Annotated in this window: 29 protein-coding genes; 23 read left to right on the forward strand and 6 right to left on the reverse strand. The window is 62.9% G+C overall.

What is annotated here, in order from left to right; all coding sequences use genetic code 11:
• Window positions 1-19: 19 nt before the first annotated feature.
• The 4 genes from V7773_RS11650 to V7773_RS11665 all read right to left on the reverse strand — a co-directional run bounded on the left by V7773_RS11650 (window position 20) and on the right by V7773_RS11665 (window position 2,196).
• On the reverse strand, window positions 20-421 hold the full coding sequence (locus V7773_RS11650) for a helix-turn-helix domain-containing protein (RefSeq protein WP_336073512.1): 402 nt from the start codon (window positions 419-421) through the stop codon (window positions 20-22).
• On the reverse strand, window positions 418-714 hold the full coding sequence (locus tag V7773_RS11655) for a type II toxin-antitoxin system HigB family toxin (RefSeq protein ID WP_053117759.1): 297 nt from the start codon (window positions 712-714) through the stop codon (window positions 418-420). The genes V7773_RS11650 and V7773_RS11655 overlap by 4 nt, the downstream gene beginning before the upstream one ends.
• A 165-nt stretch (window positions 715-879) precedes the next feature.
• A complete protein-coding gene (locus V7773_RS11660) occupies window positions 880-1,158 on the reverse strand; it encodes a hypothetical protein (RefSeq protein ID WP_336073515.1) in 279 nt (92 codons plus the stop codon).
• A gap of 132 nt (window positions 1,159-1,290) precedes the next feature.
• Window positions 1,291-2,196 (reverse strand): LysR substrate-binding domain-containing protein, encoded by a 906-nt coding sequence (locus V7773_RS11665; RefSeq protein ID WP_336073603.1) that lies wholly within the window; start codon window positions 2,194-2,196, stop codon window positions 1,291-1,293.
• 207 nt (window positions 2,197-2,403) lie between these two features.
• Between V7773_RS11665 and ycaC the strand changes: the two genes are divergently transcribed.
• On the forward strand, window positions 2,404-3,030 hold the full coding sequence (gene ycaC / locus V7773_RS11670; RefSeq protein WP_123345256.1) for an isochorismate family cysteine hydrolase YcaC: 627 nt from the start codon (window positions 2,404-2,406) through the stop codon (window positions 3,028-3,030).
• 177 nt (window positions 3,031-3,207) lie between these two features.
• Window positions 3,208-3,630 carry a thioredoxin TrxC gene (trxC, locus tag V7773_RS11675; protein ID WP_092146730.1) on the forward strand — a complete coding sequence of 141 codons (423 nt, stop codon included), beginning with the start codon at window positions 3,208-3,210 and terminating at the stop codon, window positions 3,628-3,630.
• A gap of 59 nt (window positions 3,631-3,689) precedes the next feature.
• Here the strand turns inward: trxC and V7773_RS11680 are convergent, their stop codons facing one another.
• Window positions 3,690-4,460, reverse strand: coding sequence for a ParA family protein (locus tag V7773_RS11680; RefSeq protein WP_336073520.1), 771 nt, complete (start codon window positions 4,458-4,460; stop codon window positions 3,690-3,692).
• 359 nt (window positions 4,461-4,819) lie between these two features.
• Here V7773_RS11680 and V7773_RS11685 point away from each other — a divergent pair, with 359 nt between their 5' ends.
• From V7773_RS11685 to V7773_RS11785, 21 genes are all read left to right on the forward strand, one after another.
• Window positions 4,820-5,539: a beta-ketoacyl synthase chain length factor gene (locus V7773_RS11685; RefSeq protein ID WP_072340387.1), complete on the forward strand. Its 720-nt coding sequence runs from the start codon at window positions 4,820-4,822 to the stop codon at window positions 5,537-5,539.
• Complete coding sequence (locus V7773_RS11690) at window positions 5,515-6,324, forward strand: lysophospholipid acyltransferase family protein (RefSeq protein WP_072339995.1); 810 nt, start codon at window positions 5,515-5,517, stop codon at window positions 6,322-6,324. Before V7773_RS11685 ends, V7773_RS11690 begins: the two co-directional genes overlap by 25 nt.
• The gene (locus V7773_RS11695; protein WP_063323264.1) at window positions 6,305-6,565 is read left to right on the forward strand and encodes a phosphopantetheine-binding protein; all 261 of its coding nucleotides are present in this window, start codon (window positions 6,305-6,307) and stop codon (window positions 6,563-6,565) included. Before V7773_RS11690 ends, V7773_RS11695 begins: the two co-directional genes overlap by 20 nt.
• Window positions 6,566-6,574: 9 nt before the next feature.
• A complete protein-coding gene (locus V7773_RS11700; protein ID WP_003197040.1) occupies window positions 6,575-6,829 on the forward strand; it encodes an acyl carrier protein in 255 nt (84 codons plus the stop codon).
• Window positions 6,826-7,371, forward strand: coding sequence for a hypothetical protein (locus tag V7773_RS11705; protein ID WP_063323265.1), 546 nt, complete (start codon window positions 6,826-6,828; stop codon window positions 7,369-7,371). Before V7773_RS11700 ends, V7773_RS11705 begins: the two co-directional genes overlap by 4 nt.
• Window positions 7,368-9,047: an AMP-binding protein gene (locus V7773_RS11710; protein WP_336073523.1), complete on the forward strand. Its 1,680-nt coding sequence runs from the start codon at window positions 7,368-7,370 to the stop codon at window positions 9,045-9,047. Before V7773_RS11705 ends, V7773_RS11710 begins: the two co-directional genes overlap by 4 nt.
• A gap of 146 nt (window positions 9,048-9,193) precedes the next feature.
• Window positions 9,194-9,928 carry a glycosyltransferase family 2 protein gene (locus tag V7773_RS11715; RefSeq protein ID WP_063323267.1) on the forward strand — a complete coding sequence of 245 codons (735 nt, stop codon included), beginning with the start codon at window positions 9,194-9,196 and terminating at the stop codon, window positions 9,926-9,928.
• Window positions 9,925-10,869, forward strand: coding sequence for an LpxL/LpxP family acyltransferase (locus V7773_RS11720; protein ID WP_336073525.1), 945 nt, complete (start codon window positions 9,925-9,927; stop codon window positions 10,867-10,869). Before V7773_RS11715 ends, V7773_RS11720 begins: the two co-directional genes overlap by 4 nt.
• On the forward strand, window positions 10,850-12,394 hold the full coding sequence (locus V7773_RS11725; protein ID WP_336073526.1) for an HAL/PAL/TAL family ammonia-lyase: 1,545 nt from the start codon (window positions 10,850-10,852) through the stop codon (window positions 12,392-12,394). The genes V7773_RS11720 and V7773_RS11725 overlap by 20 nt, the downstream gene beginning before the upstream one ends.
• Window positions 12,387-12,812, forward strand: coding sequence for an acyl-CoA thioesterase (locus V7773_RS11730; RefSeq protein WP_336073527.1), 426 nt, complete (start codon window positions 12,387-12,389; stop codon window positions 12,810-12,812). The genes V7773_RS11725 and V7773_RS11730 overlap by 8 nt, the downstream gene beginning before the upstream one ends.
• Window positions 12,809-13,402 (forward strand): outer membrane lipoprotein carrier protein LolA, encoded by a 594-nt coding sequence (locus V7773_RS11735; RefSeq protein ID WP_063323271.1) that lies wholly within the window; start codon window positions 12,809-12,811, stop codon window positions 13,400-13,402. Before V7773_RS11730 ends, V7773_RS11735 begins: the two co-directional genes overlap by 4 nt.
• Entirely contained in the window at window positions 13,386-15,725 is a 2,340-nt protein-coding gene (locus V7773_RS11740) for an MMPL family transporter (RefSeq protein ID WP_063323272.1), read from the forward strand. Before V7773_RS11735 ends, V7773_RS11740 begins: the two co-directional genes overlap by 17 nt.
• Window positions 15,722-16,879, forward strand: coding sequence for a sodium:proton antiporter (locus V7773_RS11745; protein ID WP_336073528.1), 1,158 nt, complete (start codon window positions 15,722-15,724; stop codon window positions 16,877-16,879). Before V7773_RS11740 ends, V7773_RS11745 begins: the two co-directional genes overlap by 4 nt.
• Entirely contained in the window at window positions 16,866-18,113 is a 1,248-nt protein-coding gene (locus V7773_RS11750) for an NAD(P)/FAD-dependent oxidoreductase (RefSeq protein ID WP_063323274.1), read from the forward strand. The genes V7773_RS11745 and V7773_RS11750 overlap by 14 nt, the downstream gene beginning before the upstream one ends.
• Window positions 18,114-18,123: 10 nt before the next feature.
• Complete coding sequence (locus V7773_RS11755) at window positions 18,124-18,852, forward strand: class I SAM-dependent methyltransferase (RefSeq protein WP_336073529.1); 729 nt, start codon at window positions 18,124-18,126, stop codon at window positions 18,850-18,852.
• On the forward strand, window positions 18,849-19,331 hold the full coding sequence (locus V7773_RS11760; RefSeq protein ID WP_063323276.1) for a DUF3261 domain-containing protein: 483 nt from the start codon (window positions 18,849-18,851) through the stop codon (window positions 19,329-19,331). Before V7773_RS11755 ends, V7773_RS11760 begins: the two co-directional genes overlap by 4 nt.
• Entirely contained in the window at window positions 19,328-20,524 is a 1,197-nt protein-coding gene (locus V7773_RS11765; RefSeq protein ID WP_092146748.1) for a beta-ketoacyl-[acyl-carrier-protein] synthase family protein, read from the forward strand. Before V7773_RS11760 ends, V7773_RS11765 begins: the two co-directional genes overlap by 4 nt.
• On the forward strand, window positions 20,521-20,988 hold the full coding sequence (locus V7773_RS11770; protein ID WP_336073530.1) for a hotdog family protein: 468 nt from the start codon (window positions 20,521-20,523) through the stop codon (window positions 20,986-20,988). The genes V7773_RS11765 and V7773_RS11770 overlap by 4 nt, the downstream gene beginning before the upstream one ends.
• Window positions 20,985-21,713 (forward strand): 3-oxoacyl-ACP reductase FabG, encoded by a 729-nt coding sequence (fabG, locus tag V7773_RS11775; RefSeq protein ID WP_003197011.1) that lies wholly within the window; start codon window positions 20,985-20,987, stop codon window positions 21,711-21,713. Before V7773_RS11770 ends, fabG begins: the two co-directional genes overlap by 4 nt.
• Window positions 21,713-22,939, forward strand: a complete 1,227-nt coding sequence (locus V7773_RS11780) for a beta-ketoacyl-ACP synthase (RefSeq protein WP_072339967.1) — start codon at window positions 21,713-21,715, stop codon at window positions 22,937-22,939. The genes fabG and V7773_RS11780 overlap by 1 nt, the downstream gene beginning before the upstream one ends.
• Before the next feature lie 42 nt (window positions 22,940-22,981).
• Window positions 22,982-23,428 carry a hypothetical protein gene (locus tag V7773_RS11785; protein WP_063323280.1) on the forward strand — a complete coding sequence of 149 codons (447 nt, stop codon included), beginning with the start codon at window positions 22,982-22,984 and terminating at the stop codon, window positions 23,426-23,428.
• A 75-nt stretch (window positions 23,429-23,503) separates the two neighbouring features.
• Here the strand turns inward: V7773_RS11785 and V7773_RS11790 are convergent, their stop codons facing one another.
• On the reverse strand, window positions 23,504-24,136 hold the full coding sequence (locus V7773_RS11790) for a hypothetical protein (RefSeq protein WP_442963478.1): 633 nt from the start codon (window positions 24,134-24,136) through the stop codon (window positions 23,504-23,506).
• Between the last annotated feature and the right edge of the window lie 300 nt (window positions 24,137-24,436).

Raw genomic sequence — 24,436 nt, forward strand, 5'->3', positions numbered from 1 at the left:
GCAGCGCTACACCGAACCATCAAATGAAGGTTTCCACCGATACACCGAAGCGCTCGGCCAGCCAGCGGATCTGCCTCAAATTGAGCTGACGCTTACCGCTCAATACCTCCGATACCACCGACTGGGTACCAACGCCCGGCAAGTCGCTCTGGCTCATGCCATGTTCACGCATCAGGTAACGCAGCGCCTCGACACCGCTCGCCTTGGGCATTGGCCGGTGCTGCTGATCCCATGCCTCGATCCATTCGCCGATAATATCCACCAGGCTCATGAGAGGATGGGTTTCGTCTTCGCCCACCAACACCAACAGCTCATCAAGAGCACTTGCCAAGCGGTCATAATCCTCTTCGCTCCTGGGTTTTCGCAGCAGGGGCGACACAAATTCCCAATGGGCAGCGACTTGTTCAATCAGTGCACTCATCCCTTTTCCTCCTTCCACTTGCCTCTGTCGTATTCCCGATGGTCAAGCACGCATTTGATATACAGACGCTGTGCTCGGTATCGAATCACCGCAATCAGCCGCAACTTGTTTCCACCGATGTCAAACACATGCAGCGGACCGACCTTATCGGTTGCCGGAAATATGGATTTCATCGCCGCGAAATCAGCCGGGCTATTGCGCTTGATCAGCCGATACCATTGATCCAACGCATTCGCTGAATGTGGCCATTTCTCCTTGGCCTCCCAAATGCGTTTCTCAGTGATCACATGCATGCAACGTCCTTATCGCATTTTGCTATGGGGAAGTTAAACACAAATCTGGCGCATCGCAAATTGCGATAGCGCCAGTTAGACAAATGGTTAGCTCTTGCTGGTTTCCAGCCTAGTCGCCAAAAGATTTAGGTCTCGGTAAGAAATGTGAGCAGATATGAGTCCTGCTCACCCAACCTTATCGTTCCCCTGCTCAGGCGTCTCGATCCCCGGCTCCGCCTCTTCACCCCCCTTCTCCTTGGGTTTGGCCGCTGGTTTTTCCTCGGGATAGCCGGGCATGCCGCGGGCGTCTTCGGGGGTCAGCTCGTCCCGGTCGTGGCGGCGGTCGGTGGCGTAGGACGGGGCGGCGTTGGGGTCTTCGTCGCGGCCGGCGGTGCCGAGGACAAAGCCGTCGTCATTGGGGTTGTCCACGGCCTGTGGGGTGTCTGGGTCTTGAGGATTGCTCATGGGACCTCCGGGTTGCGAACAGGTACGTTGTGGTTTTTTGAGGGCCTGGCGTGCATTGAGTGCAACGCACCTGATGAATGGCAGCCTGGCTAGCCGCCCTTCACCGCAGACAAAAAACCAACGGGCCCGGCCCTATGCCATATCGCTATGACTGAATTCCTCGGCCAGGAAATCGATCAGCGTACGTACCGACGGCAGCAATCCGCGCCGTGAGGCGAAGATCGCATGAACGATGCCGCATTTAGGCGTCCAGCCCGGCACCAGTTCCACCAGCCGGCCAGCCGCGATGTCTTCACGCACCACCACGGTGGGCAGGTGCGCGATGCCGATGCCGGCCAACACGGCGTGACGCAGGGCCAGCAGGTCGTCGGTGACCATGCGCGGTTCATGACAGATCAATGCGCGACTGCCGTCCGGGCCGAACAATTCCCACTGATATTCCCGCTGCGCCCCGCCCCAATGCACGCTCGGCAGGCCGTTGAGGTCCGCCGGCGAAGCGGGTGAAGACAAGCGCTCAAGGTAAGCCGGGCTGCCCACCAGGCATTGGGTGCTGTTGCTCAGCACTTTCATGACCATGTCGGTGTTTTCCAGCGGCGGAAAGCGCACCCGCAAGGCGATATCGAACCCTTCATGGATCAGATCCACCCGGCGGTTGGTGCTCTCGATGAACAACTCCACCCGTGGGTACTTGAGCATGTAGCGGGTCAGCATCGGCCCGACCCAACTGTTGAGCAGCGCCGTCGGGCAACTGATGCGCACCAGCCCCTGGGGTTCGGAGCGGTTGCGTTCGATCACTTCCGCCGCGCTCTCGGCTTCGACCCGCATCGCCAGGCAACGCTGGTAATAGGCCTGGCCGATCTCCGTCAGCGTGCAGTGGCGGCTGGTGCGATGGAGCAAGCGCACCCCGAGCCGATCTTCCAACTGGGCGATACGCCGACTGAGTTTGGACTTTGGCATGTCCAGCGCCCGGCCAGCCGCGGCGAACCCACGGTGCTCCACGACCTGGGTGAAGTAGTAAAGCGTGTTGAGGTCTTCGATGATCGTTCTCCAAATAGAACGCTAAGGCTAATTTTCGCAGTCTAGCGCATCAAAGGTGCCAGTTTTAATCTACACCCATCGAAACGCAACACGGATTGAAGCCGGGGCGCTTCGACCGGATGAGTCACCGATCAATCGCTGCACCGACATTGAAAACCTTAACCACGCCGACACCTTCGGCAACCAAAACTTGATGAGGACTACGCCATGACCACTTCCTACAACCGCCTCGACAAAGATAACGCCGCCGTTCTGCTGGTCGATCACCAAGCCGGCCTGCTGTCCCTGGTACGTGACATCGACCCGGACCGCTTCAAGAACAACGTGCTGGCCCTGGCGGACCTGGCGAAGTACTTCCAACTGCCGACCATCCTCACCACCAGCTTCGAAACCGGCCCCAACGGCCCGTTGATGCCCGAGCTCAAGACCCTGTTCCCGGACGCGCCGTACATCGCCCGTCCTGGCCAGATCAACGCCTGGGACAACGAAGATTTCGTCAAGGCGATCAAGGCCACCGGCAAGAAGCAACTGATCATCGCCGGTGTGGTCACCGAAGTCTGCGTAGCCTTCCCGGCACTCTCGGCCCTGGCCGAAGGTTTCGAAGTGTTCGTGGTCACCGATGCGTCCGGCACGTTCAACGAGCTGACCCGTCAATCGGCCTGGGACCGCATGTCGTCCTCGGGTGCGCAACTGATGACCTGGTTCGGCCTGGCTTGTGAACTGCACCGCGACTGGCGCAACGACGTGGAAGGCCTGGCGACCTTGTTCTCCAACCACATCCCGGACTACCGCAACCTGATGACCAGCTACAACACGTTGACCAGCGCTAAATAACAGCCTCACCGATATACCCTTGTGGGAGCGAGCTTGCTCGCGATAGCGGTCTGACAGTCGATCCAGTATCTGACTGATACACCGCCATCGCGAGCAAGCTCGCTCCCACGGGTTTTTGTGCTGGTTTCTATATAGTGTTCAATCTGTGCCAATGAATTTTTCCGGGAGACTGACCTGATGCTGATCCCCTGCCCCCATTGCAACGGGCTCAATCGCATACCCGCCGAACGCCTGGGCGACCAACCCAAATGCGGGCGCTGCAAGGCCCAGGTGCTATTGAACAAACCGTTCGAACTCAAGCAAGGCGACTACACCAGCCAGATCAAAGGCGACCTGCCATTGCTGGTGGATGTATGGGCCGATTGGTGTGGGCCGTGCAAGTCCTTCGCTCCCGTGTTCGAACAAGCCGCCGCACAGCTGGCGGGCAAATGCCGCTTGGCCAAGCTCGACAGCGAGGCCAATCAGCAGTTATCGGCACAGTTGGGGATCCGCTCGATTCCCAGCCTGATTCTGTTCAAGGATGGCCGGGAAGTGGCGCGCCAGAGTGGGGCGCTGCCGTTGCCGCAGTTGATGGCTTGGTTGCGCAGCCAGGGGATTTGAATCAAAAACCCATGTGGAGCGAGCAAGCTCGCTCCACATGGGTTTTGCACAGGTCAGATTCAGGCGCTTTCCAGCAGGCTATGCAGCTCCATGAACTGCTGGGTCAGTTTGTGCCGTGGATCGAGGTGGATCAGCGGCAGGCTGGCCTGGTGGGATTCGCGCATGCGCACCGAGCTGCTCAGGTACACCGGCAATACCGGCAGCCCTTCGGCGATCAGTTCGTCGAGCATCTGCTGTGGCAGGCTGGCCCGAGCCTGGAACTGGTTGACCACGATGCCTTCGACTTCCAGGCCTTCGTTATGGTCGTCCTTGAGCTCTTCGATTTCCGCCAGCAGTCCATACAACGCCTGTCGGGAGAAGCTGTCGCAGTCGAAGGGGATCAACACCCGATCGGCGGCGATCAATGCTGAAACCGCATAGAAATTCAGTGCTGGCGGGGTATCGAGGTAAATCCGGTCGTAATCTTCCTCCAGCTCTTCAAGCAGTTTGCGCAGCTTGTTGATCTTGTGCTTGGCCTCAAGCTTGGGCTGCAGATCCGTCAGTTCCGCCGTGGCGGTGATGACGTGCAGGTTGTCGAACGGCGTTTCGTAGATATCCACCTTGTTCTTTTTCGAGAACGGCCCGGACGACAGGGTTTGCTTGAAGAAATCGGCAATACCCATGGGAATGTCATCGCCGGTCAAGCCAGTCAGGTATTGAGTGGAGTTGGCCTGGGCATCCAGGTCCACCAACAGCGTGCGATAGCCCTCGCTGGCGCTGACTGCCGCCAGATTGCAGGCGATGCTGGACTTGCCCACGCCACCTTTCTGATTGAACACCACACGCCGCATGTCAAAACCTCCGTGTATCAAAGATTCCCGAGTGTAGTAGGCAGCGACACCGCTTAGCTACCTTCCGCGTAGAAGGACTACAGCAACAGTGGCTTTTCCCACAATTCAGACGTCAATTCGCCCAGACCGTGACAGAAATAACCGACAGACAGGCTCATGATGATCGCGACAATGGTCCAAGCCTGGCCTTGAGCGGACCAACTCGTACATTTCGCTGGACAAAATGTAACCAGCATTTGCTACAAGCCAATCGCACCGGGATAATGCGCGCCACTTGGGTCGCAAGGCCATGCAGGGTTGGACGCGGGTCAAACCACTGAACCGTGACAATAAAAGCCCGCAGGGGTGGGGTGAAGTTTGTGATCAATTTCAATATCGCCCAATGGCGCGCGTGGGCCCCTGGGCTCGAAAGCGTGGACGATTGGCAGGCATGGAGCCGACAGCCGGTCGTATTGCCGGCCAGCGATGCCGCCCCTGACGTTTCGTTCCTGCCGGCCATGCAGCGCCGGCGCCTCAGCCGCCTGGCGCGGATGGCCTTCAGTGTTGGCTGGCCGTTGGCCGAGGGCCGGCCGGACCTACCGTTGGTCTTTATTTCCCGCCACGGCGAAACCCCGCGCACTTTTGAGATTCTCAAGGACCTGGCAGCCGACCAGCCCTTGTCGCCGACCCAATTCAGCCTGTCGGTGCACAACGCGGTGATTGGCCTGTGGTCGATCATGCGCGGCGAAACCAGCGAAATGACCGCCCTGGCCGCTACCGGCGACGGCTTGGAACACGGCGTGCTGGAGGCCGTCGCGCTGTTGAACGAAGGATCGCCTGCGGTGCTGCTGGTGATCACCGAAGAGCAACCTCCGCAAGTCTATGCACCCTGGGTCGATGACGTTCCGTTTCCCTATGCCATGGGCCTGCTGCTGACCCCGGGCGATGACTGGCAACTGGATCTCTGCCCGCAGGCCGGCCAATCGCCTGGCAGCGACTGGCCCCATGCCCTGGATCTGTTGCGTACCCTGCTGAACAACGAAACCACCTGCCAACATGCCTGGAAGAATCGTGTATGGACCTGGCAACGCAACCGGTGACCGGTAAACATCGCGACGCCTATTACTGGCGCCTGATCGCGACCGCCGCAAGCTTCGCCCTGTTCGGGCTGGGCGGGCTGTGCCTGCGTTTGCTGGTGTTCCCGCTGCTGGCCTGGTGGCCCGGCGATGCCCAGGCCCACCGGCAAAGGGCGCGCCGCACGGTCGGGCGGTTGTTCTGGTTCTTTATCCGGTTCATGGCCCGTACCGGCGTGCTCACCTATCAGATCGATGGCGCCGAACGACTCGGGCGCCCTGGGCAGATGATCATTGCCAATCACCCGTCGCTGATCGACGTGGTGTTCCTGATCGGGCTGGTGCGCGACGCCAACTGCGTGGTCAAGCAAAGCCTCTGGGACAACCCCTTTACCCGGGGCCCACTGCATTCGACCCAATACATCAGCAACGACGGCAGCATGGACATGCTCGATGCCGCCAGCGACGCCTTGCAAGAGGGCCAGACGTTGATCGTCTTCCCCGAAGGGACGCGCACCCAGCCAGGCCAGGTGCCGGCCTTTCATCGGGGGGCGGCGGCCATCGCCCTGCGGGGTGCGAAAATCCTCACGCCCGTCACGATCAAGGTCTGCCCCACGACCCTGACCAAGGCTGAACCCTGGTATCGCATCCCCCTGCGCCGCGTGCACTTCAGTTTTCACGTCGGGGCCGATATAGACCCACAGGCGTTCGCCGCGCTCGGCCCGCCCCCCCAGGCTTCGCGCAGGCTCAACGATTTTTTGCATCACTATTACATCAAGGAGCTCGCCGAAGATGAGCGATCTGCACCGTGACATCAAAAAGCTGATCATCGACGCCCTCGGCCTGGAAGACATCGACATCGACGACATCGGCGACCACCAGACGCTGTTCGGCGAAGGCCTGGGCCTGGACTCGGTGGATGCCCTGGAGTTAGGCCTGGCGATCCAGAAGGAGTACGGCATCAAGATAGACGCCGACGCCAAGGACACCCGTAACCATTTCAGCAATGTGGCAAGCCTTGCGGCCTTCGTCACTGCAAAAAGCGTAGCCTGAGACCAGACCATGCAAACTCGTGACGATATTTTCCACACCCTGCGCGATGCTCTGGTCGAGCTTTTCGAGCTGGACCCTGAGCGTGTGACGTTGGAATCGAACCTGTACCAGGACCTGGAAATCGACAGCATCGATGCGGTCGACCTGATCGACCATATCAAGCGTCAGACCGGCAAGAAAATCGCCGCCGAAGAATTCAAGTCGGTGCGCACCGTCAATGACGTGGTCGAGGCGGTTTATCGACTGGTCCAACCGGCCGCATGACCCGGCTGATTGGCCTTGGCCTGCTGCTGGCGGGCCTGCTCTACCCCTTTGCGGTGTATTTCGGCATGGAGCACTTTGCCCCGTGGCAGTTCGGACTGCTGCTGGGCAGCCTGTGGCTGGCCCGGGCGTTGCTTGGCACAGGCGGGGCCGGCAGCCGCTGGATGGCGGCCACGGCGATCGTGTTTTGCATATTGCTCGCGCTGTTCGACAGCCCGCTCCTGCTGCGCTGGTACCCGGTGCTGATCAGCGCGTTCATGCTCGGGCTGTTCGTGCTGAGCCTGAAATACGGCCCGCCAATGATCGAACGCCTGGCCCGCCTGCGCGAACCGCAGTTGCCGGCCAAGGCGGTGGTGTATACACGCCAGGTCACAGTGGCCTGGAGTGTGTTTTTCCTATGTAACGGTTTGCTCGCCGCCGCCCTCACCCTCTGGGCGCCGCTGAGCTGGTGGATGTTGTACACCGGCCTGATTTCCTACGGATTGATGGGGCTGCTGTTTGCCATTGAATGGCTCATACGACAACGGGTAAGAGGCCGCCCATGAATTGGATAACACTTGAGCAGATGCTGCTCAAGAATCAGCCGGAACGCACCGTTGCGGTCGATCCGGCGCTGAATCACTCGCAACTGCGGGACGCGGCGTTGCGCCTGGCGGCCGGCCTGCAAGCTCGGGGGGCGCGGCATGTGGCGGTGCACCTGGAAGATGCCGCCGACCTGGCCGTCGCCCTGCTTGGTGCCTGGCGCGCCGGGGTCCGGGTCCTGCTTCCCGCCGACCTGCAAGCGCAGACACGTCAGCGCTGGGCGGCGGACGTGGACCTGTGGCTGACCGACCAGCCCGGCGATACACATCCCGGCGACCTGCAACAAGCGCCGATGGACGCCGCCGAACTGGACCTCGATCACTGCTGGCTGAGCCTGTGCACCTCCGGCTCCAGCGGCGAGCCCAAGCGCATCGAGAAGACCCTGCGCCAGTTAAGCAACGAGGTCCAGGCCCTGGAACACCTGTGGGGCGCCGACCTGGGCCCGGCCTGCGTGATCGGCAGCGTTGCTACCCAGCACATCTACGGGTTGCTGTTCCGGGTGCTGTGGCCGCTGTGCGCCGGGCGTGCGTTCGTGCGTCGGCAATTGGCCTTCCCGGAAGACCTGCAACGTGCCAGCCGTGAGCAACCGGCCTTCGCCTGGGTCGCCAGCCCGGCGCTGCTCAAGCGCATGGGCGATAACCTCGATTTGCCAGCCCTGAGCTGCGTGCGCCGGGTGTTCTCCTCTGGCGGCGCCTTGCCCCCCGAGGCAGCGCAAAGCTTGCAGCAGCGCCTGGGGCAATGGCCCACGGAAATTTTCGGCAGCTCGGAAACAGGCGGCATTGCCTGGCGCCAGGGTGGCGGATTGTGGCAGCCCTTTGCCGGCGTCGAGTTGAGCCAGGACAGCGACGGCGCCTTGCTGATCGCGTCGCCCTATCTGCCGGCCGGGCATGTGGAACACACCGCCGACGCGGCGCGGATCGCCGAAGACGGCCGTTTCGAGCTACTCGGGCGACTGGACCGTATCGTCAAGCTCGAAGAGAAACGCATCTCCCTGCCCATGCTGGAACACGCGTTGGTGACCCACGACTGGGTCAGCGAAGCGCGACTGGGCGTGGTACAGGAGAATCGCGCCTCCCTTGGCGCGCTGCTGGTGTTGAGCGATGCCGGCCTGGGCGCCTTGCGCAACCAGGGTCGGCGCGCCGTGACCGAGGGCCTGCGCCGGCACCTGAGCGAACATTGCGAAACCCTCGCCCTGCCACGGCGCTGGCGCTGGCTGCGGCAGTTGCCGCTCAACGCCCAGGGCAAGCTGCCCCAGGCCGAGGTCGAGGCGCTGCTGATGGCGCCACGCCCCAAGACCCCCGACGTGTTGGCGCAAGTCGAAACCGACGGTGAGTGGAGCCTGCAACTGGTCGTGCCGCCCGATCTGGCGTACTTCAGCGGCCACTTCCCCACCGCGCCGGTACTGCCGGGCGTGGTGCAGGTCGATTGGGCCTTGAGCCTGGGGCGCCAACTGCTGGACCTGCCGCCTCGGTTCGTCGGCATGGAAGTGCTGAAATTCCAGCAACTGGTGCGCCCCGGCGATGACATCCAATTGCACCTGCGCTTCGACCGCGAGCGCGGCAAGCTGTACTTCGCCTACCGCAATGACACGGCGGCCTGCTCCAGCGGGCGGATTGTATTGGGGGAAAACAATGCCTAGGCATCTGCACAGATCACTGTGGCGAGGGAGCTTACTCCCGCTGGGCTGCGAAGCAGCCCCTGGTGCTACAAGAGCGAGTGCTTCGCACTCGAGCGGGAGCAAGCTCCCTCGCCACAAAGTGCACCTTAGCCACCGAGACATGCCGCATGCATAACCCCTGCGCCGTCATCCCGGTCTACAACCACGAAACCGCCATCTCGGCGGTGGTCCAGGCGTTGCTCGCCAACGGACTGCCCTGCGTGCTGGTGGATGACGCCAGCAGCCCGGCGTGTGCCGCCGTGCTCGACCGGCTGGCAGAGGGCGAGCGGGTTCATCTGGTCAGGCTAGCCGTCAACGAGGGCAAGGGCGGCGCGGTGATGACTGGCCTGCGCGAGGCTTCGCGCCTGGGTTTCAGCCACGCCTTGCAGGTGGACGCCGACGGGCAGCACGACCTTGGCGACGTGAAAGCCTTCATCGAACAATCCCGTGCCCACCCGGACGCGGTGATCTGTGGTTATCCGCGCTACGACGCCAGTGTGCCGAAAGGTCGCCTGTACGCGCGCTACCTGACCCACGTGATGGTCTGGATCAACAGCCTGTCCTTGCAAATCCGCGATTCCATGTGCGGCTTTCGGGTCTATCCCCTGACACCGACCCTGGCGCTGATCGACTCGGCCAATATCGGCAAGCGCATGGATTTCGATTCGGACATTCTCGTGCGCCTGGCCTGGCGCAATCAGCCGATGCGCTGGCTGCACACGCGGGTCCATTACCCCCAGGACGGGGTCTCGCACTTTCGCCTGTTCCACGACAACGTGCTGATTTCCAGCATGCACACCCGGTTGTTCTTCGGCATGCTCGTGCGCTTTCCCCTGATTCTCTGGCGACGGTGGCGAGCATGAGCCTTCAGCAAGACAAGCAACATTGGGCCGACCGCCAGGAGCGCGGCAGTTTCTGGCTGATGAAACTCACCGCAGTCGCTGCCAAAGTACTAGGCCGGCGCTTGCTGACTCCGGTGCTGTACGGCATCGTCCTGTACTTCTTCATTTTCGGCCGCAGCGCGCGCCAGGCGGCCTGGCAATATCAGCAGCGCCTGGCCGACTGGAGCGCTCGTCCCGAGCTGCACCCGAGCCACTGGCGGGTGTTCGGCCAGTTCATGGCGTTTGCCGACTCCCTGCTGGACAAGCTCGACGTCTGGAACGGCAAGCTGAGCATCGACCAGATCGAAATCGTCGATAAGGCACTGCTGCGCAATCACTTGCGAGACACCCGCGGGCAAATGCTGGTGGGCGCTCACCTGGGCAACCTGGAAATGTGCCGGGCCCTGGCCGAGCTGGGCGAGAAAGTCACCATGAACGTGCTGGTGCACACCAAGCACGCCGAGCAGTTCAACCGCTTGCTGGGCGAAGCCGGTGCCACGCACCTGCGGCTGATCCAGGTCAGCGAGCTGGACCCGGTGATCATGTTGCAGTTGAGCGAACGCCTGGAGCGCGGCGAGTGGCTGGCAATTGCCGGCGACCGCGTACCGCTGCACGGCGGGCGCAGCGTGACTGTGGACTTCATGGGTCAGCCGGCCGCTTTTCCCCAGGGCCCCTGGTTGCTGGCCGGCCTGTTGAAATGCCCGGTCAACCTGCTGATGTGCCTCAAGCACGAGGGGCGCTATCGCGTCACCCTCGAACCCTTCGCCGATGCCGTGGTGTGGAAACGCAACGAGCGCGAGCAAGTGATCGCCCACTGGGCTGGCCGCTACGCCGAGCGCCTGGCGCAATACTGCCTCCAGGCCCCCCAACAGTGGTTCAACTTTTACCCTTTCTGGAAGACCGATGACGATGCCCACTCTTGAGCCGGTAACCTTCGGCGAACGCCCTTTGCGCATCGAAGATGTGCTGGCCCTGGCCAACCGTCAGGCAGCGACGCAGTTGCAGGATGACCCGGCGTTCCGCCAGCGCATCGCCAAGGGTGCGCAATTCCTCGATTCCTTGCTGGACAAGGAAGGCGTTATCTACGGCGTGACCACCGGTTACGGCGACTCCTGCGTGGTGGCCGTGCCGTTGCACCACGTCGAGGCCTTGCCGCGTCACCTGTATACGTTCCACGGCTGCGGCCTGGGCAAGCTGCTCGACGCCCAGGCCACCCGTGCGGTGCTGGCGGCGCGTCTGCAGTCGCTGTGCCACGGCGTGTCCGGGGTGCGGGTGGAACTGCTGGAACGCCTGCAGGCCTTTCTTGAACACGACATCCTGCCGTTGATTCCGGAAGAAGGCTCGGTGGGCGCCAGCGGCGACCTGACGCCGCTGTCCTACGTCGCCGCCACGCTGTCCGGCGAACGGGAAGTGATGTTCCGTGGCGAACGGCGATTGGCCGCCGATGTGCACCGCGAATTGGGCTGGACCCCGCTGGTGCTGCGGCCCAAGGAAGCCCTGGCGCTGATGAACGGCACCGCCGTGATGACCGGCCTGGCCTGCCTGGCCTTCGCCCGGGCCGATTACCTGTTGCAACTGGCAACCCGCATCACTGCGCTGAACGTCGTCGCCCTGCAGGGCAACCCGGAACATTTCGACGAGCGCCTGTTCGCCGCCAAGCCGCACCCAGGACAGATGCAAGTCGCCGCGTGGCTGCGCAAGGACCTGGCCATCGACGCGCCGACCGCGCCGTTGCACCGCCTCCAGGATCGCTACTCCCTGCGCTGCGCGCCCCACGTGCTTGGGGTATTGGCCGACAGCCTGGGCTGGCTGCGCGCGTTCATCGAAACCGAACTCAACAGTGCCAACGACAACCCGATCATCGACGCCGAAGCCGAGCGCGTACTGCACGGCGGGCATTTCTACGGCGGGCATATCGCCTTCGCCATGGATAGCCTGAAGAACCTGGTGGCCAACGTCGCCGACTTGCTGGATCGCCAGCTCGCACTGCTGGTGGACGAGCGTTACAACCATGGCCTGCCGAGCAACCTGTCGGGCGCCAGCGCCGACCGAGCGATGCTCAACCATGGCTTCAAGGCCGTGCAGATCGGCACCAGCGCCTGGACCGCCGAAGCCCTGAAAAACACCATGCCGGCCAGTGTGTTCTCGCGCTCCACCGAGTGCCACAACCAGGACAAGGTGAGCATGGGCACCATCGCCGCCCGGGACGCCATCCGCGTGCTGGAGCTGACCGAACAAGTCGCCGCCGCGACCTTGCTGGCCGCCAACCAGGGCGTATGGCTGCGCAGCCGCGCCGAAGACGCCCGCCCACTGCCGCCGGCCCTGGCCGCCATGCACGAGCAACTGGCCGAGGATTTCGCCCCGGTCATCGAAGACCGCGCCCTGGAAGGCGAACTGCGCCTGTGCTTGCAACGCATCGCCGAGCAACACTGGAGGCTGCATGCGTAGCCAAGGTGTTTTGCACGTCGACACACACATCGTGGTGCCGTTCTTCGATGTCGATTCGATGAACGTGGTCTGGCACGGCCACTACGTCAAATATCTGGAAGTGGCCCGCTGCGCCTTGCTCGATCTGATCGGCCACAACTACAACGACATGCTCGAATCCGGCCACGCATGGCCGATCATCGACCTGCAACTGCGCTACGTACGCAGCGCCGTGTTCGGCCAGGCCCTGACCGTGCGTGCCAGTCTGGTGGAGTGGGAAAACCGGCTGAAGATCAATTACCTGATCAGCGACGCAACCACGGGCGAGCGCTTGACCCGTGCCAGTTCGGTGCAAGTGGCCGTGGACGTCGCCAGTCGCGAAATGCTGCTGGCATCGCCCCGGGTCTTTGTCGAAGCCGTGGAAAGGAAACTGCCATGAAGCGCCTGTCAGTCTGGCTGTTGCTGTGCTGCCTGGCACCCCTGGCCCAGGCGTTCGACTTGCAACAGTTGAGCGACCAACTGGCCCGCCCGGAAGTGATCCACGGGCAGTTTATCCAGGAAAAACATCTGCGCGCCCTGCCCCAGCCCCTCACCAGCAAGGGACGCTTCGTGCTGGCGAAAAACCACGGACTGCTGTGGCTGCTGCAAACCCCGCTGCAACAGGACTACCGCATCACCGCCCAGGGCATCGCCCGGCGGGATGGCAACGCCTGGCAGATGCTGCCGAACAAGAGCGCCGGCGCCGAGCAGAACCGCTTGTTCCTGGCGGTATTGCAGGGAGACAGCACAGGCCTGCAACGGGATTTCGAACTGAGCCTGTCGGGCGAGCCGCAACAATGGAAGCTCACCCTGACCCCGCGCTCGGTGCTGCTCAAGCAGGTTTTCAACCAGATCAACATCGACGGCGGCGAACTGGTGCAGCGCATCGAACTGCTGGAAACCCAAGGCGACAGTACCGTGCTGCGCATGCAGGACAGCAACAGCGCACAACCCTTGAGCGAAGCGGAGCAACATGATTTTGCCGAGTGAACGGATGCTGCCCCGGCTGTTCCTGATCCTGCTGCTGGCGGTGCTGGCGCTCGCCGGTTGGCAATGGCGCAACGGCGCGCCGTTGTCGGCCAATCTCATGGAGCTGGTGCCGGGCACGTCGCCCGATGCCCTGGAACTGATCGCCGAACAACGCATGCAGGAGCCGCTCAATCGCGAGATGCTGGTACTGGTCGGCCACACCGATCGCCAGCAGGCCATCGCCCTGGCGCAAACCCTCGGCGAGCAATGGCAGGCCAGCGGTCTGTTCGACAAGGTGCAGTGGACGTTGCAGGCCGACTTGCCGGCTCTGCGCACGCAATTGCTCAACGGGCGGCTGGCGATGCTCTCGGCGGCGGACCGGCAGCAATTGATCGAGCAGCCCCAGGCGTTCATCCAACAACGGGTGCAGGCCCTGTTCGACCCGTTCAGCGGCTTCAGCCTGGTGCCGAACCAGGACGACTGGCTGGGCCTGACCGGGCGCATCCAGAACAGCCAGCCACAACGCGGCGCGATCAAATTCGACATCGGCAGCGGTGCGTTGGTCGCCGATGCCGACGGTAAAAGCTGGGTGATGCTGCGGGCCCGCGCCCAGGGCAACGCCTTCGACATGAACCTGCCGCTGCAAGTGGCCGAGCTGCTGCAACGCAGCCGCGACCAGGCGAGCCAGGCCCAAGGTCAACTGCTGGCGGCGAGCGGCCTGCTGTACGCCGCCAGCGGCCAGCAACAGGCGTCGCGGGAAATCACCTGGGTCGGCGGTGGCGCGACCGTCGGTATCTTGCTGTTGCTGTTGCTGGCCTTCCGGCGCCTGCGAGTGTGGCTGGCGTTCGTGCCGGTGCTGGTGGGCGTGCTGTTCGGCGCGGTGGCCTGCGTGGCCTTGTTTGGCCGCATGCATGTCATGACCCTGGTCCTGGGTTCCAGCCTGATTGGCGTGGCCGTGGACTACCCGCTGCACTACCTGTCCAAGAGCTGGAGCCTGAAGCCCTGGCGCAGCTGGCCGGCCTTGCGTCTGACCCTGCCGGGGCTGAGCCTAAGCCTTGTGACTACCTGCATTGGCTACCTGGCCCTGGCCTGGACGCCCTTTCCGGCCCTGACCCAGATCGCGATATTTTCCGCCGCTGGCCTGGTCGGCGCTTACCTGAGCGCCGTCTGCCTGCTACCGGCGCTGCTCAAGGGCGCAGAGTTGCGTCCTGCCCAATGGCCGCTCCAAGTCTGCCAATACCTGCTCAAGGCCCGCGAAGCCCTGCTGAAACGGGTACGCACGCCGGCCCTGCTGATGTTGTTGCTGATGTTCTGCGCGGGTGGGCTCTGGCACCTGACCCCGAAAAACGACATCCGCCAGTGGATCGGCACGCCCCAGCACCTGACCGACGAAGCCCGCGATATCGCGCGCATCACCGGTTTCCAGCCCACCAGCCAGTTCTTCCTGATCCGCGCCGACGATCAATCCCAACTGCTGGAGCGCCAGACCGCCCTCAACGAGCGGCTGGATCAGTTGATCGGCCTGGAAAAGCTCCAGGGCTACCTGTCGCTGAACCAACTGGTCAGCCCACCCGCCGAACAACAGAAAGTGCGTGAGGCCCTGGGGCGCTTGCCAGCCGTCTGGCAACCGCTACTGGACCTGGGCGTCCCGGTCGCTGCGCTGCAAGCGGAACTGGCGCAATTACAGGCCCTGCCGGTGACCGACATTGACGCCGCACTGGCAGGTCCGCTGGCCGAGCCGTATCGCACACTCTGGCTCGGACCAACAGCGCAAGGCGTCGCGGCGGTGGTCAGCTTGCAAGGTTTGAACGATGCGGCGCTGCTGCGGATACAGGCGGTGGATCTGCCAGGCGTACAACTGGTGGATCGCCTGGGCGACCTGAACCGGGTCTTCGCCGCCACGCAGGTCAGCGCCGCCGAGTTGAAACTGGCCTCTTGCGTGCTGATTGTGCTGGTGCTGATCTGGCCGTTTGGCGTCGGCGGCGCCTTGCGCATCGTGGCACTTCCGCTGCTGGCTGCGCTGTGCAGCCTGGCGAGCCTCGGCTGGCTGGGGCAGCCACTGACCTTGTTCAGCCTGTTCGGCCTGTTGCTGGTGACGGCCATCGGCGTCGACTACGCGATCCTGATGCGCGAACAGATCGGCGGTGCCGCCGTGAGCCTGCTGGGCACGTTCCTGGCGGCGGTCACCACCTGGCTGTCGTTCGGCCTGCTGGCGCTGTCCAGCACACCGGCGGTGAGTAACTTCGGCCTGGCGGTGAGCCTGGGGCTGGCCTTCAGCTTCATGTTGGCGCCCTGGGCCGGACAACAAGCCCACGCGGCGACGGTCGCGGAGCCCGCCCAATGATGACCCTGCTGTTCTGGCTCATGGCCCTGGGGCTGTTCGCAGTGGCCACACGCCTGGGCGCTCGCTTCGGGTTGATCCCGATTGTCAGCCAGTTGTTGCTGGCGACCTTCGGCCTGCCGCTGCTGATGTATTTCTGGATCGAGCCGGGCTGGCAGCTCAGCGGCGCGCAACTGGTGTCGCCGGTGTGGCTGAAGAATCTCTACAGCCTCGCGTTCGCGCTGTTGCTGGGGCATATCCTCAGCGACGTGATCGACCTGCGCCTGGACCGCCAGAGCATGAAAATCGCCCTGCCAAGCTTCGTCGTTCCGTTCGCCTGCGGTCTGGCGACAGCGTTCTGGTTGCTGCCGCCCCAGCCCTGGATCAACTCCCTGGCGGTGGGACTGCTGTTTGCGATCACAGCGATCCCTGTGCTGTATCTGTATCTGCGTCACATCGATTACCCACCCGCCGCCACTCGGCGACTGGTGCAAACGGCGATCCTGATCGACCTGGCCTGCTGGAGCCTGTTCGGCCTGGCCCAGGGCAGTCTCCACCTGGGCAGCCTGCTGTTGCCGATGGCCGGCGCCTGCGTGCCGCTGCTGTTGCGCCTGGTTGGCCTGCGCCAGCCGTTGCTGTACAGCGGCGTGTTTTTTGCCCTGCTGGTGGTGGCCGAACACTACCGGCTCAATGCACTGATCGTCGGCATCGGCTATCTGCTGTGCATGGCCGCGCTCAAAGTGCCCTTGAGGCTGCCGTTCAATATCGCCTGGATGCAGGGTTTGCAGACATACCTGGCGATCCCGCTGATTCTCACGTTCGGCATTGTGCAGATCGACGTCCACAGCGCCATGAGCAGCCTCGACTGGGTGCAATTGACGGCGTTGCTGCTGTTGCCCATTGCCAGCAAACTATTGGGCAACTGGCTGGGCCTGGGGTGGGCCGCCGCGTCATTCGCCGGCGCCAGTCGCTGGCGCGAAAGTATCCTGCTGAACATTCGCGGCTTGAGTGAAATCGTGTTCCTCAATCTGCTCTTGCAACAACAGCTCATCAGCCCCGCGTTGTATTTCACGCTGATGCTGATGGGGCTGATCGCCACATTGCTGCCGGCCGTGACCGGTTTGCACCGTATTCCCTCGATTGCCGTCCCGGCCAGGAGCTCCAGTGCCAACAGTTGAAATGGAACGTCGACAGGTCGTCATCATTGGCGCAGGCCCTTCCGGCGCCATCGCCGCCGCGCTGCTCAAGCGCAAGGGCCATGAGGTGCTGGTCATCGAGCGCCAGCATTTCCCCCGGTTCTCCATCGGTGAGAGCCTGTTGTCCCATTGCCTGGATTTCGTCGAAGAAGCCGGCATGCTCGACGCGGTGAATGCCGCCGGGTTCCAGCGCAAGAACGGCGCCGCGTTTGCCTGGGGCGAGCGCTACAGCGCCTTCGATTTCGGCGATACCTTCAGCAACGGCAAGCCCACGACCTTCCAGGTGCAACGCGCCGACTTCGACAAGTTGCTGGCCGACCAGGCCGCCCTGCAAGGCGTGGAGATCCGCTACGGCCAAGCGATCACCAGCGCCGACTTCAGCCTCGCCAAACCACAACTGGGCGTGCAGCGCGAAGATGGCAGCGAGTACTGTGTCGAGGCCGACTTCGTGCTCGATGCCAGCGGCTATGGCCGAGTCCTGCCGCGCCTGCTGGACCTCGAAGCCCCGTCGAATTTCCCGGTGCGCCAAGCAGTGTTCACGCACATCGAGGATCGCATCGACGCCCCGGCGTTCGATCGAGAAAAGATTCTGATCACCACCCACCCGAGCAAGCGCGACGTGTGGTTCTGGACCATTCCGTTCAGCGGCGGGCGCTGCTCGGTGGGCGTGGTCGCGGCGGCGGAACATTTCGCCGGCCGCACCGACGATCTCGATGCCTGCCTGCGCGGTTTCATCGACGAAACCCCAAGCCTGGCCGGCGTGTTGAAGAATGCCGTGTGGGACACCCCGGCGCGGACCATCGGCGGCTACTCGGCCAACGTCAAGACCCTGCACGGCCCAGGCTTCGCCCTGCTGGGCAACGCTGCGGAATTCCTCGACCCGGTGTTCTCCTCCGGCGTGACCATTGCCATGCGTTCGGCGAGCATGGCCGCCGACGTGCTCCACCGTCAGTTGCAAGGTGAAAGCGTGGATTGGCAAAGCGAGTTCGCCGAGCCGCTCAAGCGCGGCGTCGACACCTTCCGCTGCTATGTCGAGGGCTGGTACGCCGGCACCTTCCAGGACGTGATTTTCTACACCGAAGGCTCGGACGACATCCGCCGCATGATCAGCTCGATCCTGGCCGGCTACGCTTGGGATCAGCGCAACCCGTTCGTCAGCGAACCCAAGCGGCGCCTGCGCATGCTCTCGGAAATCTGCGCGAGCCCGGCGCCATGAGTCAGCAACCATGAGCTACTTGAGCGACAACTACGTCGAAGAAACCCGCTTCGGTTTCTGGTTCCTGCGCAGCCACACCTGGCAGCACCATGTGTTGCGCGTAGCGATCAACGACCTGCGCAGCCTGTTCAGCACCCCGCTGCCGAGCAGCCCGGTGCTGCTGGACGCCGGCTGCGGCCAGGGCAAATCATTCCAGTACCTGCGCCAGGTGTTCGCGCCGCACCGCCTGATCGGCGTGGATGCCGACCCCCACAGCCTGGACCTGAGCCGGGAGGAGGCCGTGCGCCAGGGCATGACCGTGGAGCTGATCGGCAGCGACTGCGCGACATTGGCAGTGCCGGATGCCAGCGTCGACCTGCTGTTCTGCCACCAGACCTTCCATCACCTGGTGGAGCAGGAAAAAGCCCTCGCCGAGTTCTACCGCGTACTCAAGCCTGGTGGTTACCTGATGTTCGCCGAATCCACCGAGGCCTACATCGATACCTGGGTGATCCGCTGGCTGTTCCGCCATCCCATGCACGTGCAGAAAAGTGCCACGCAGTACCTGGAGATGATCCGTGGGCAGGGTTTCCAGTTCGAAGCCCGCAATGTGTCCTATCCGTACCTGTGGTGGAGCCGCGCCAAGGACTTCGGCTTGCTGGAGCGTTTTGGCCTGCGCCGGGCCAAACCGTTCGGCGAGCGAGAGGAAACCCTGGTCAATGTGGTGGCGCGCAAGCCCGTCGAAGGGGCCATTGGATGATTCGCGCCCTGCTTATCGGCTGCCTGTTGCTGCTCAGTGCCTGCGCCAGCCATGCGCCGCTGCCCGAGCGCACGCCAACCCTGGCCTTGCCGATGCAACTGCACATCGAGCGGACCCTGGTCGGCCAACGCCAGGACTGGTTGCTGGTGATCCAGCGCGAAGACACCGGCATCCGTTGGTCGATGATGGACCCGCTGGGCATTCCCGTGGCCCGTCAGCGCCTGGTCGCAGGTCAGTGGCAGGCCGACGGTCTGCTGCCGCCCAATGCCGAGGCCCGGGAGTTGTTCGCCGCGCTGTTGTTCGCCCTGACCCCCGAAGCCGAACTGCCCGACAACTACCCGGCCGCCCGGCAACAGGCGTCGCAACGGACCCTCGATAGTCGCTGGCAGGTGCGCTACACGCAGCCGCTGGATTTTGAAATGAGCCTGCCCCAGGGCCCCCGCTACCGCATCACACCGTTGACCGAGAACGCCCCATGACCGCCTATTTGAATGCCCTCGGGGTGATCTGTGCCCTGGGCCGCGACAAGCACAGCGTCGCGCGCAACCTGTTTGCCGGCGACTGCTCGGGCGTGCGCATCAAGGACGGCTGGGTCGCCGAACGTGCGTTGCCGGTTGCCGCGGTGCCGGGTGAACTCGCCCCCATCCCCCCAACCCTGTTGGCGCACCGCAGCCGCAACAATCAACTGCTGTTGGAAGCCGGGCTGCAGATTCGCGCCGAGATCGACCAGGCCATCCAGGCCTACGGTCGCGCCCGCATCGGCATCGTGTTGGGCACCAGCACTTCCGGGATCGATGAGGCCAGCCAGGGCATTGCCCATTACCTGCGCGAGCAACACTTCCCCGACGGCTACGACTACCAGCAACAGGAACTCAGCGCGCCGGCCAACTTTCTTTCCGACTGGCTCGGCCTGAGCGGCCCGTCCTACGTGATTTCCACGGCCTGCACCTCCAGCGCCCGCGCCTTGATGAGCGCCCGGCGCCTGCTGGACCTGGGCCTGTGCGATGCCGTGCTGTGCGGTGGCGTGGACAGCCTGTGCAAACTGACCCTCAACGGTTTTTCGGCCCTGGAAGCGGTGTCGAACGAACGCTGCAATCCGTTTTCGGTGAACCGCAGCGGCATCAACATTGGCGAAGCAGCCGTGCTGTTTCTCATGAGCAAGACGCCAGGCGACGGGACACCGATTGCCTTGCTCGGCGACGGCGCCAGTTCCGACGCCCACCATATTTCCGCACCTGAACCCAGTGGTCGCGGCGCCCGCCAGGCCATGGAAAAAGCCCTGCGTTGCGCCGGCCTCGAGGCCAGCCAGATCGACTACCTGAACCTGCATGGCACCGCCACGCAGCACAATGACGCCATGGAAAGCCAGGCGGTGGCCGGGCTGTTTCCGGCGGGCGTGCCCTGCTCGTCCACCAAGCCCATGACCGGCCATACCCTCGGCGCGGCCGGGGCGCTGGAAGCGGCGTTCTGCTGGTTGGCCCTGAGCTCGGAGAATACCGTCCTGGCCCTGCCGCCGCATGTCTGGGACGGCCAGGCCGATCCGGCCCTGCCGGCGCTGGACTGGGTCACCGCCGGCACCCACCTGAGCCCGGCCACCCCGCGCCGCCTGATGAGCAATTCATTTGCATTCGGCGGCAACAACGTCAGCCTGATTATCGGAGACGCCCCATGATTGACTGGCCGCTCGCCGAACTGCTGCCCCATGCCGGCGACATGATCCTCATCGACCGGATCCTGTCGTTCGATGACGAACAGATCCAGACCCACGCCACCGTCAAGCCCGGCGGTTTGTTCAGCCGCGACGATGGCACGCTGCCGGCCTGGGTCGGCATCGAGCTGATGGCGCAAAGCGTCGCGGCGTTTGCCGGTTGCCATGCACGCCAACGCGGCGATGCCGTGGAGTTGGGCTTTTTGCTCGGCACCCGCAAGTTCGAATGCAATGTCGAGTGTTTTCCCGTCGGCGTCGAGCTGACCATCCACGGCGTGCGCTCCCTGGAAGACGACAACGGCATGGGCGTGTTCGAATGCCACATCCACGCCCCCGGCATCCACGCCTCGGCCCGGCTCAACGTATTCCGTCCGCCCCAGGCCGCCCATTACCTTCATGAACCGTCCGCAACAGGAAACCCGTCATGACTGAATCCGTACTGGTCACCGGCTCCAGCCGTGGCATCGGCCGCGCCATCGCCCTGCGCCTGGCCCAGGCCGGGCACGACATCGTGCTGCACTGCCGTAGCGGCCGCGCCGAGGCCGAGACGGTCCAGGCGCAAATCCAGGCCCTGGGCCGCAACGCCCGGGTGCTGCAATTCGACGTGGCCGACCGTGCCGCGTGCAAGGCCATTCTCGAAGCCGACGTCGAAACCCACGGTGCCTATTACGGCGTGGTGCTCAATGCCGGCCTGACCCGCGATGGCGCTTTCCCGGCCCTGAGCGAAGACGACTGGGATGTGGTGATGCGCACTAACCTCGACGGTTTCTATAACGTGCTGCACCCGGTGATGATGCCGATGATCCGTCGTCGCGCCGCCGGAAGGATCGTCTGCATCACTTCGGTTTCCGGGCTGATCGGCAATCGCGGCCAGGTCAACTACAGCGCCTCGAAGGCCGGTTTGATCGGCGCGGCCAAGGCGTTGGCAATCGAGTTGGGCAAGCGCAAGATCACCGTCAATTGCGTCGCGCCCGGGCTGATCGATACCGCCATGCTCGATGAAAACGTCCCGGTGGAGGAACTGATGAAAATGATCCCCGCCCAGCGCATGGGCACCCCGGAAGAAGTGGCGGGTGCGGTAAATTTCCTGATGTCGGCCGAAGCCGGCTACATCACCCGGCAGGTCCTGGCCGTCAATGGAGGCTTGTGCTGATGAAGCGCGTCGTCGTTACCGGCATGGCCGGCATCACCTCCATCGGCAGCGACTGGGACACCATCGCCGCCAACTTCGCCGCCAACCGCAGCGGCATCCGGCGCATGGATGAGTGGGACCGTTTCACCGAACTGAACACCCGCCTGGCCGGTCCCATCGACGACTTCCAGGTCCCGGCCCACTGGACCCGCAAGCAACTGCGCAGCATGGGCCGGGTTTCGCGCCTGGCGGTCGCGTCGGCGGAACAGGCCCTGGCCGACGCCGGCCTGCTGGGCGACGAGTCGATCAAGGATGGGCGCATGGGCGTGTCTTGCGGTTCGTCCACCGGCAGCACCGACGAGATCAAGGCCTTTGGCAACATGCTCCTCAACAGCGTGGCCGAAGGGCTGAACGCCAACTCCTACGTGCGGATGATGCCCCACACCACGGCGGCCAATATCAGCATCTTCTTCGGCCTGACCGGGCGCCTGATCCCCACCTCCAGCGCCTGCACCAGCGGCAGCCATGGCATCGGCTATGCCTACGAGGCCATCAAGTTCGGGCGCCTGCCATTGATGCTCGCCGGTGGCGCCGAAGAGCTGTGCCCGACCGAAGCGATGGTGTTCGATGCGCTCTACGCCACCAGCCTGAAAAACGAAGCACCACAAACCAGCCCGCGCCCCTACGACAAGGACCGCGATGGCCTGGTGATCGGCGAAGGCGCCGGCATGCTGGTGCTCGAAGAACTGGAACATGCCCTGGCGCGTGGTGCGCGGATCCATGCCGAAATTGTCGGCTTTGGCAGCAACGCCGACGGCCAGCATGCCACGCGCCCAGAACTGGTCACCATGCGCCGGGCCATGGAACTGGCCCTGGAAGACGCAGGCCTCAGTCCCTCAGCCATTGGCTACGTCAACGGCCACGGCACCGCCACCGAACAGGGCGACATTGCCGAAACCCTGGCCACCAGCAGCCTGTTTGGCGAACACATGCCCATCAGCTCACAGAAGAGTTTCCTGGGCCACACCCTGGGTGCCTGCGGGGCGCTGGAGTCTTGGTTCAGCATCGAAATGATGAACCGCGACCTCTACGTGCACACCTTCAACCTCGATGAGGTTGATCCCCAATGCGGCAAGCTCGATTACCTGCGTAACGAGTTCAGGTCGATGAGCAACGAATACGTGATGAACAACAACTTCGCCTTTGGTGGGGTCAACACCTCGCTGATTTTCCGTCGCTGGCACTGAATCGGATTCAAAACCCTGTTGCCCCTCGTCAAGGAGACCACGATGTCGTTGAAGAAAATCGCTGTGACCACCGCCCTCTTGCTCAGCACCCTGCCAAGCCTCAGCCAGGCCCGTGATACCGCGCTGTTCCTGCCGTTCGACAAAGTCGTGGCCGAAGCCATCCGCACCGGCAAGATCGACGGCAGCGTGAAGTTCTACCTAGCCGGCAATAAACCGGCCGGCAACGTCACCGTCGTCAGCCCGGGTGCCGTGACCAACAAGAAAACCAACGCGTTCAACAAGTCCGATGAAGTCGCCTGCGAATGGGTGCTGCAATCGGCCCTGATCAGCCTGCACCAAGCCGCCAAGAACGCCGGCGCCAACGCCGTCACCAACATTGTCAGCTTCTACAAGAGCAACGAACGCAAGGACCCGACCACCTATGAATGCCACGCCGGCGCGATCATGGCGGGCGTTGCGTTGAAGGGAGATTTGGCGAAGGTGCAATAAGCCCGGAACGGCTGTGGCACCGATCCACCGCAATCGCGAGCAAGCTCGCTCCCACAGTGGATCTATGCTGGACGCTCATTGGATGTTCTCCTTCACCTCATCCGAGTGCAAGTAATGAACATCCGCCAGTTTGAGAGCGGGCAAAAAGTCTTCTGCCATCGGCACGCCTTCACGCACGATGATCAGAAAACGTCTCTGAAGCGTATTGATGATCTCGTCGCCATTGCTCAAACGGCTGCCGACCAGGGCGATATGACTGTTGGCTGCCCCCGCGGCGGTTACGATCCGCGCGGTGCTGCCATCGGCATACACAACCTGGTCACCTTTCCGCGCGGCTCGTACTTTCCAGCCATTATCCAAGGTGAACGTCAACGACGATGACACTTGCTGGATCGTTGCGCCGTTACGGGTCTGGCTGCCCTCGGTGGCCACTCGGTAAATAGCGATTGGGGGATGAGCTTTGACGAATGCTTTTTGTCGATTAATAAATGTGATGACTTTTTCGTCAACACCATCGAGTTGCTGTTGCGCCAAGTACAGATCGTCCAAATGACGGAGATAGTCACAGGAGACTTCGTTGGTGTAGGGGGCGTAAAAAGATGAGTGCATTTCCAAGGCCTTATTCACGGGCTTCAGGCGGGTCCCCTTTCCGCCGGGAAAGAGCACTGAGCCAGACAATTCGGAATGATGAATAAAACGTTGCAACACAGGCGAATCGCAACCCCAACATCGTGGGCATCTGGAGCGAATAGGAAACATCGCAACTAGAAACGGGACTTTTCCTACAGCCAACAGAAGTCCTGTGCACGTTCCGCCCTGCTTTTTTCACCTGCAACTGCTCTGCCGGGGCTCAATCGGAACAATTGCCGTTTGTCGGAACTGTCAACTTCGACAGTATCGACGGCATGCGGAAAGCCACAAGCTTTAAATGCCTTAAAAACACCTTAGAAGTTAACGCTCGATAAACAGTTCGCCGTTACTTATGAGCTGCACGGCGTAGCTCATGAA

The organism is Pseudomonas sp. 3JA (genome assembly GCF_036961705.1).
GTDB lineage: Bacteria > Pseudomonadota > Gammaproteobacteria > Pseudomonadales > Pseudomonadaceae > Aquipseudomonas > Aquipseudomonas fluorescens_Q.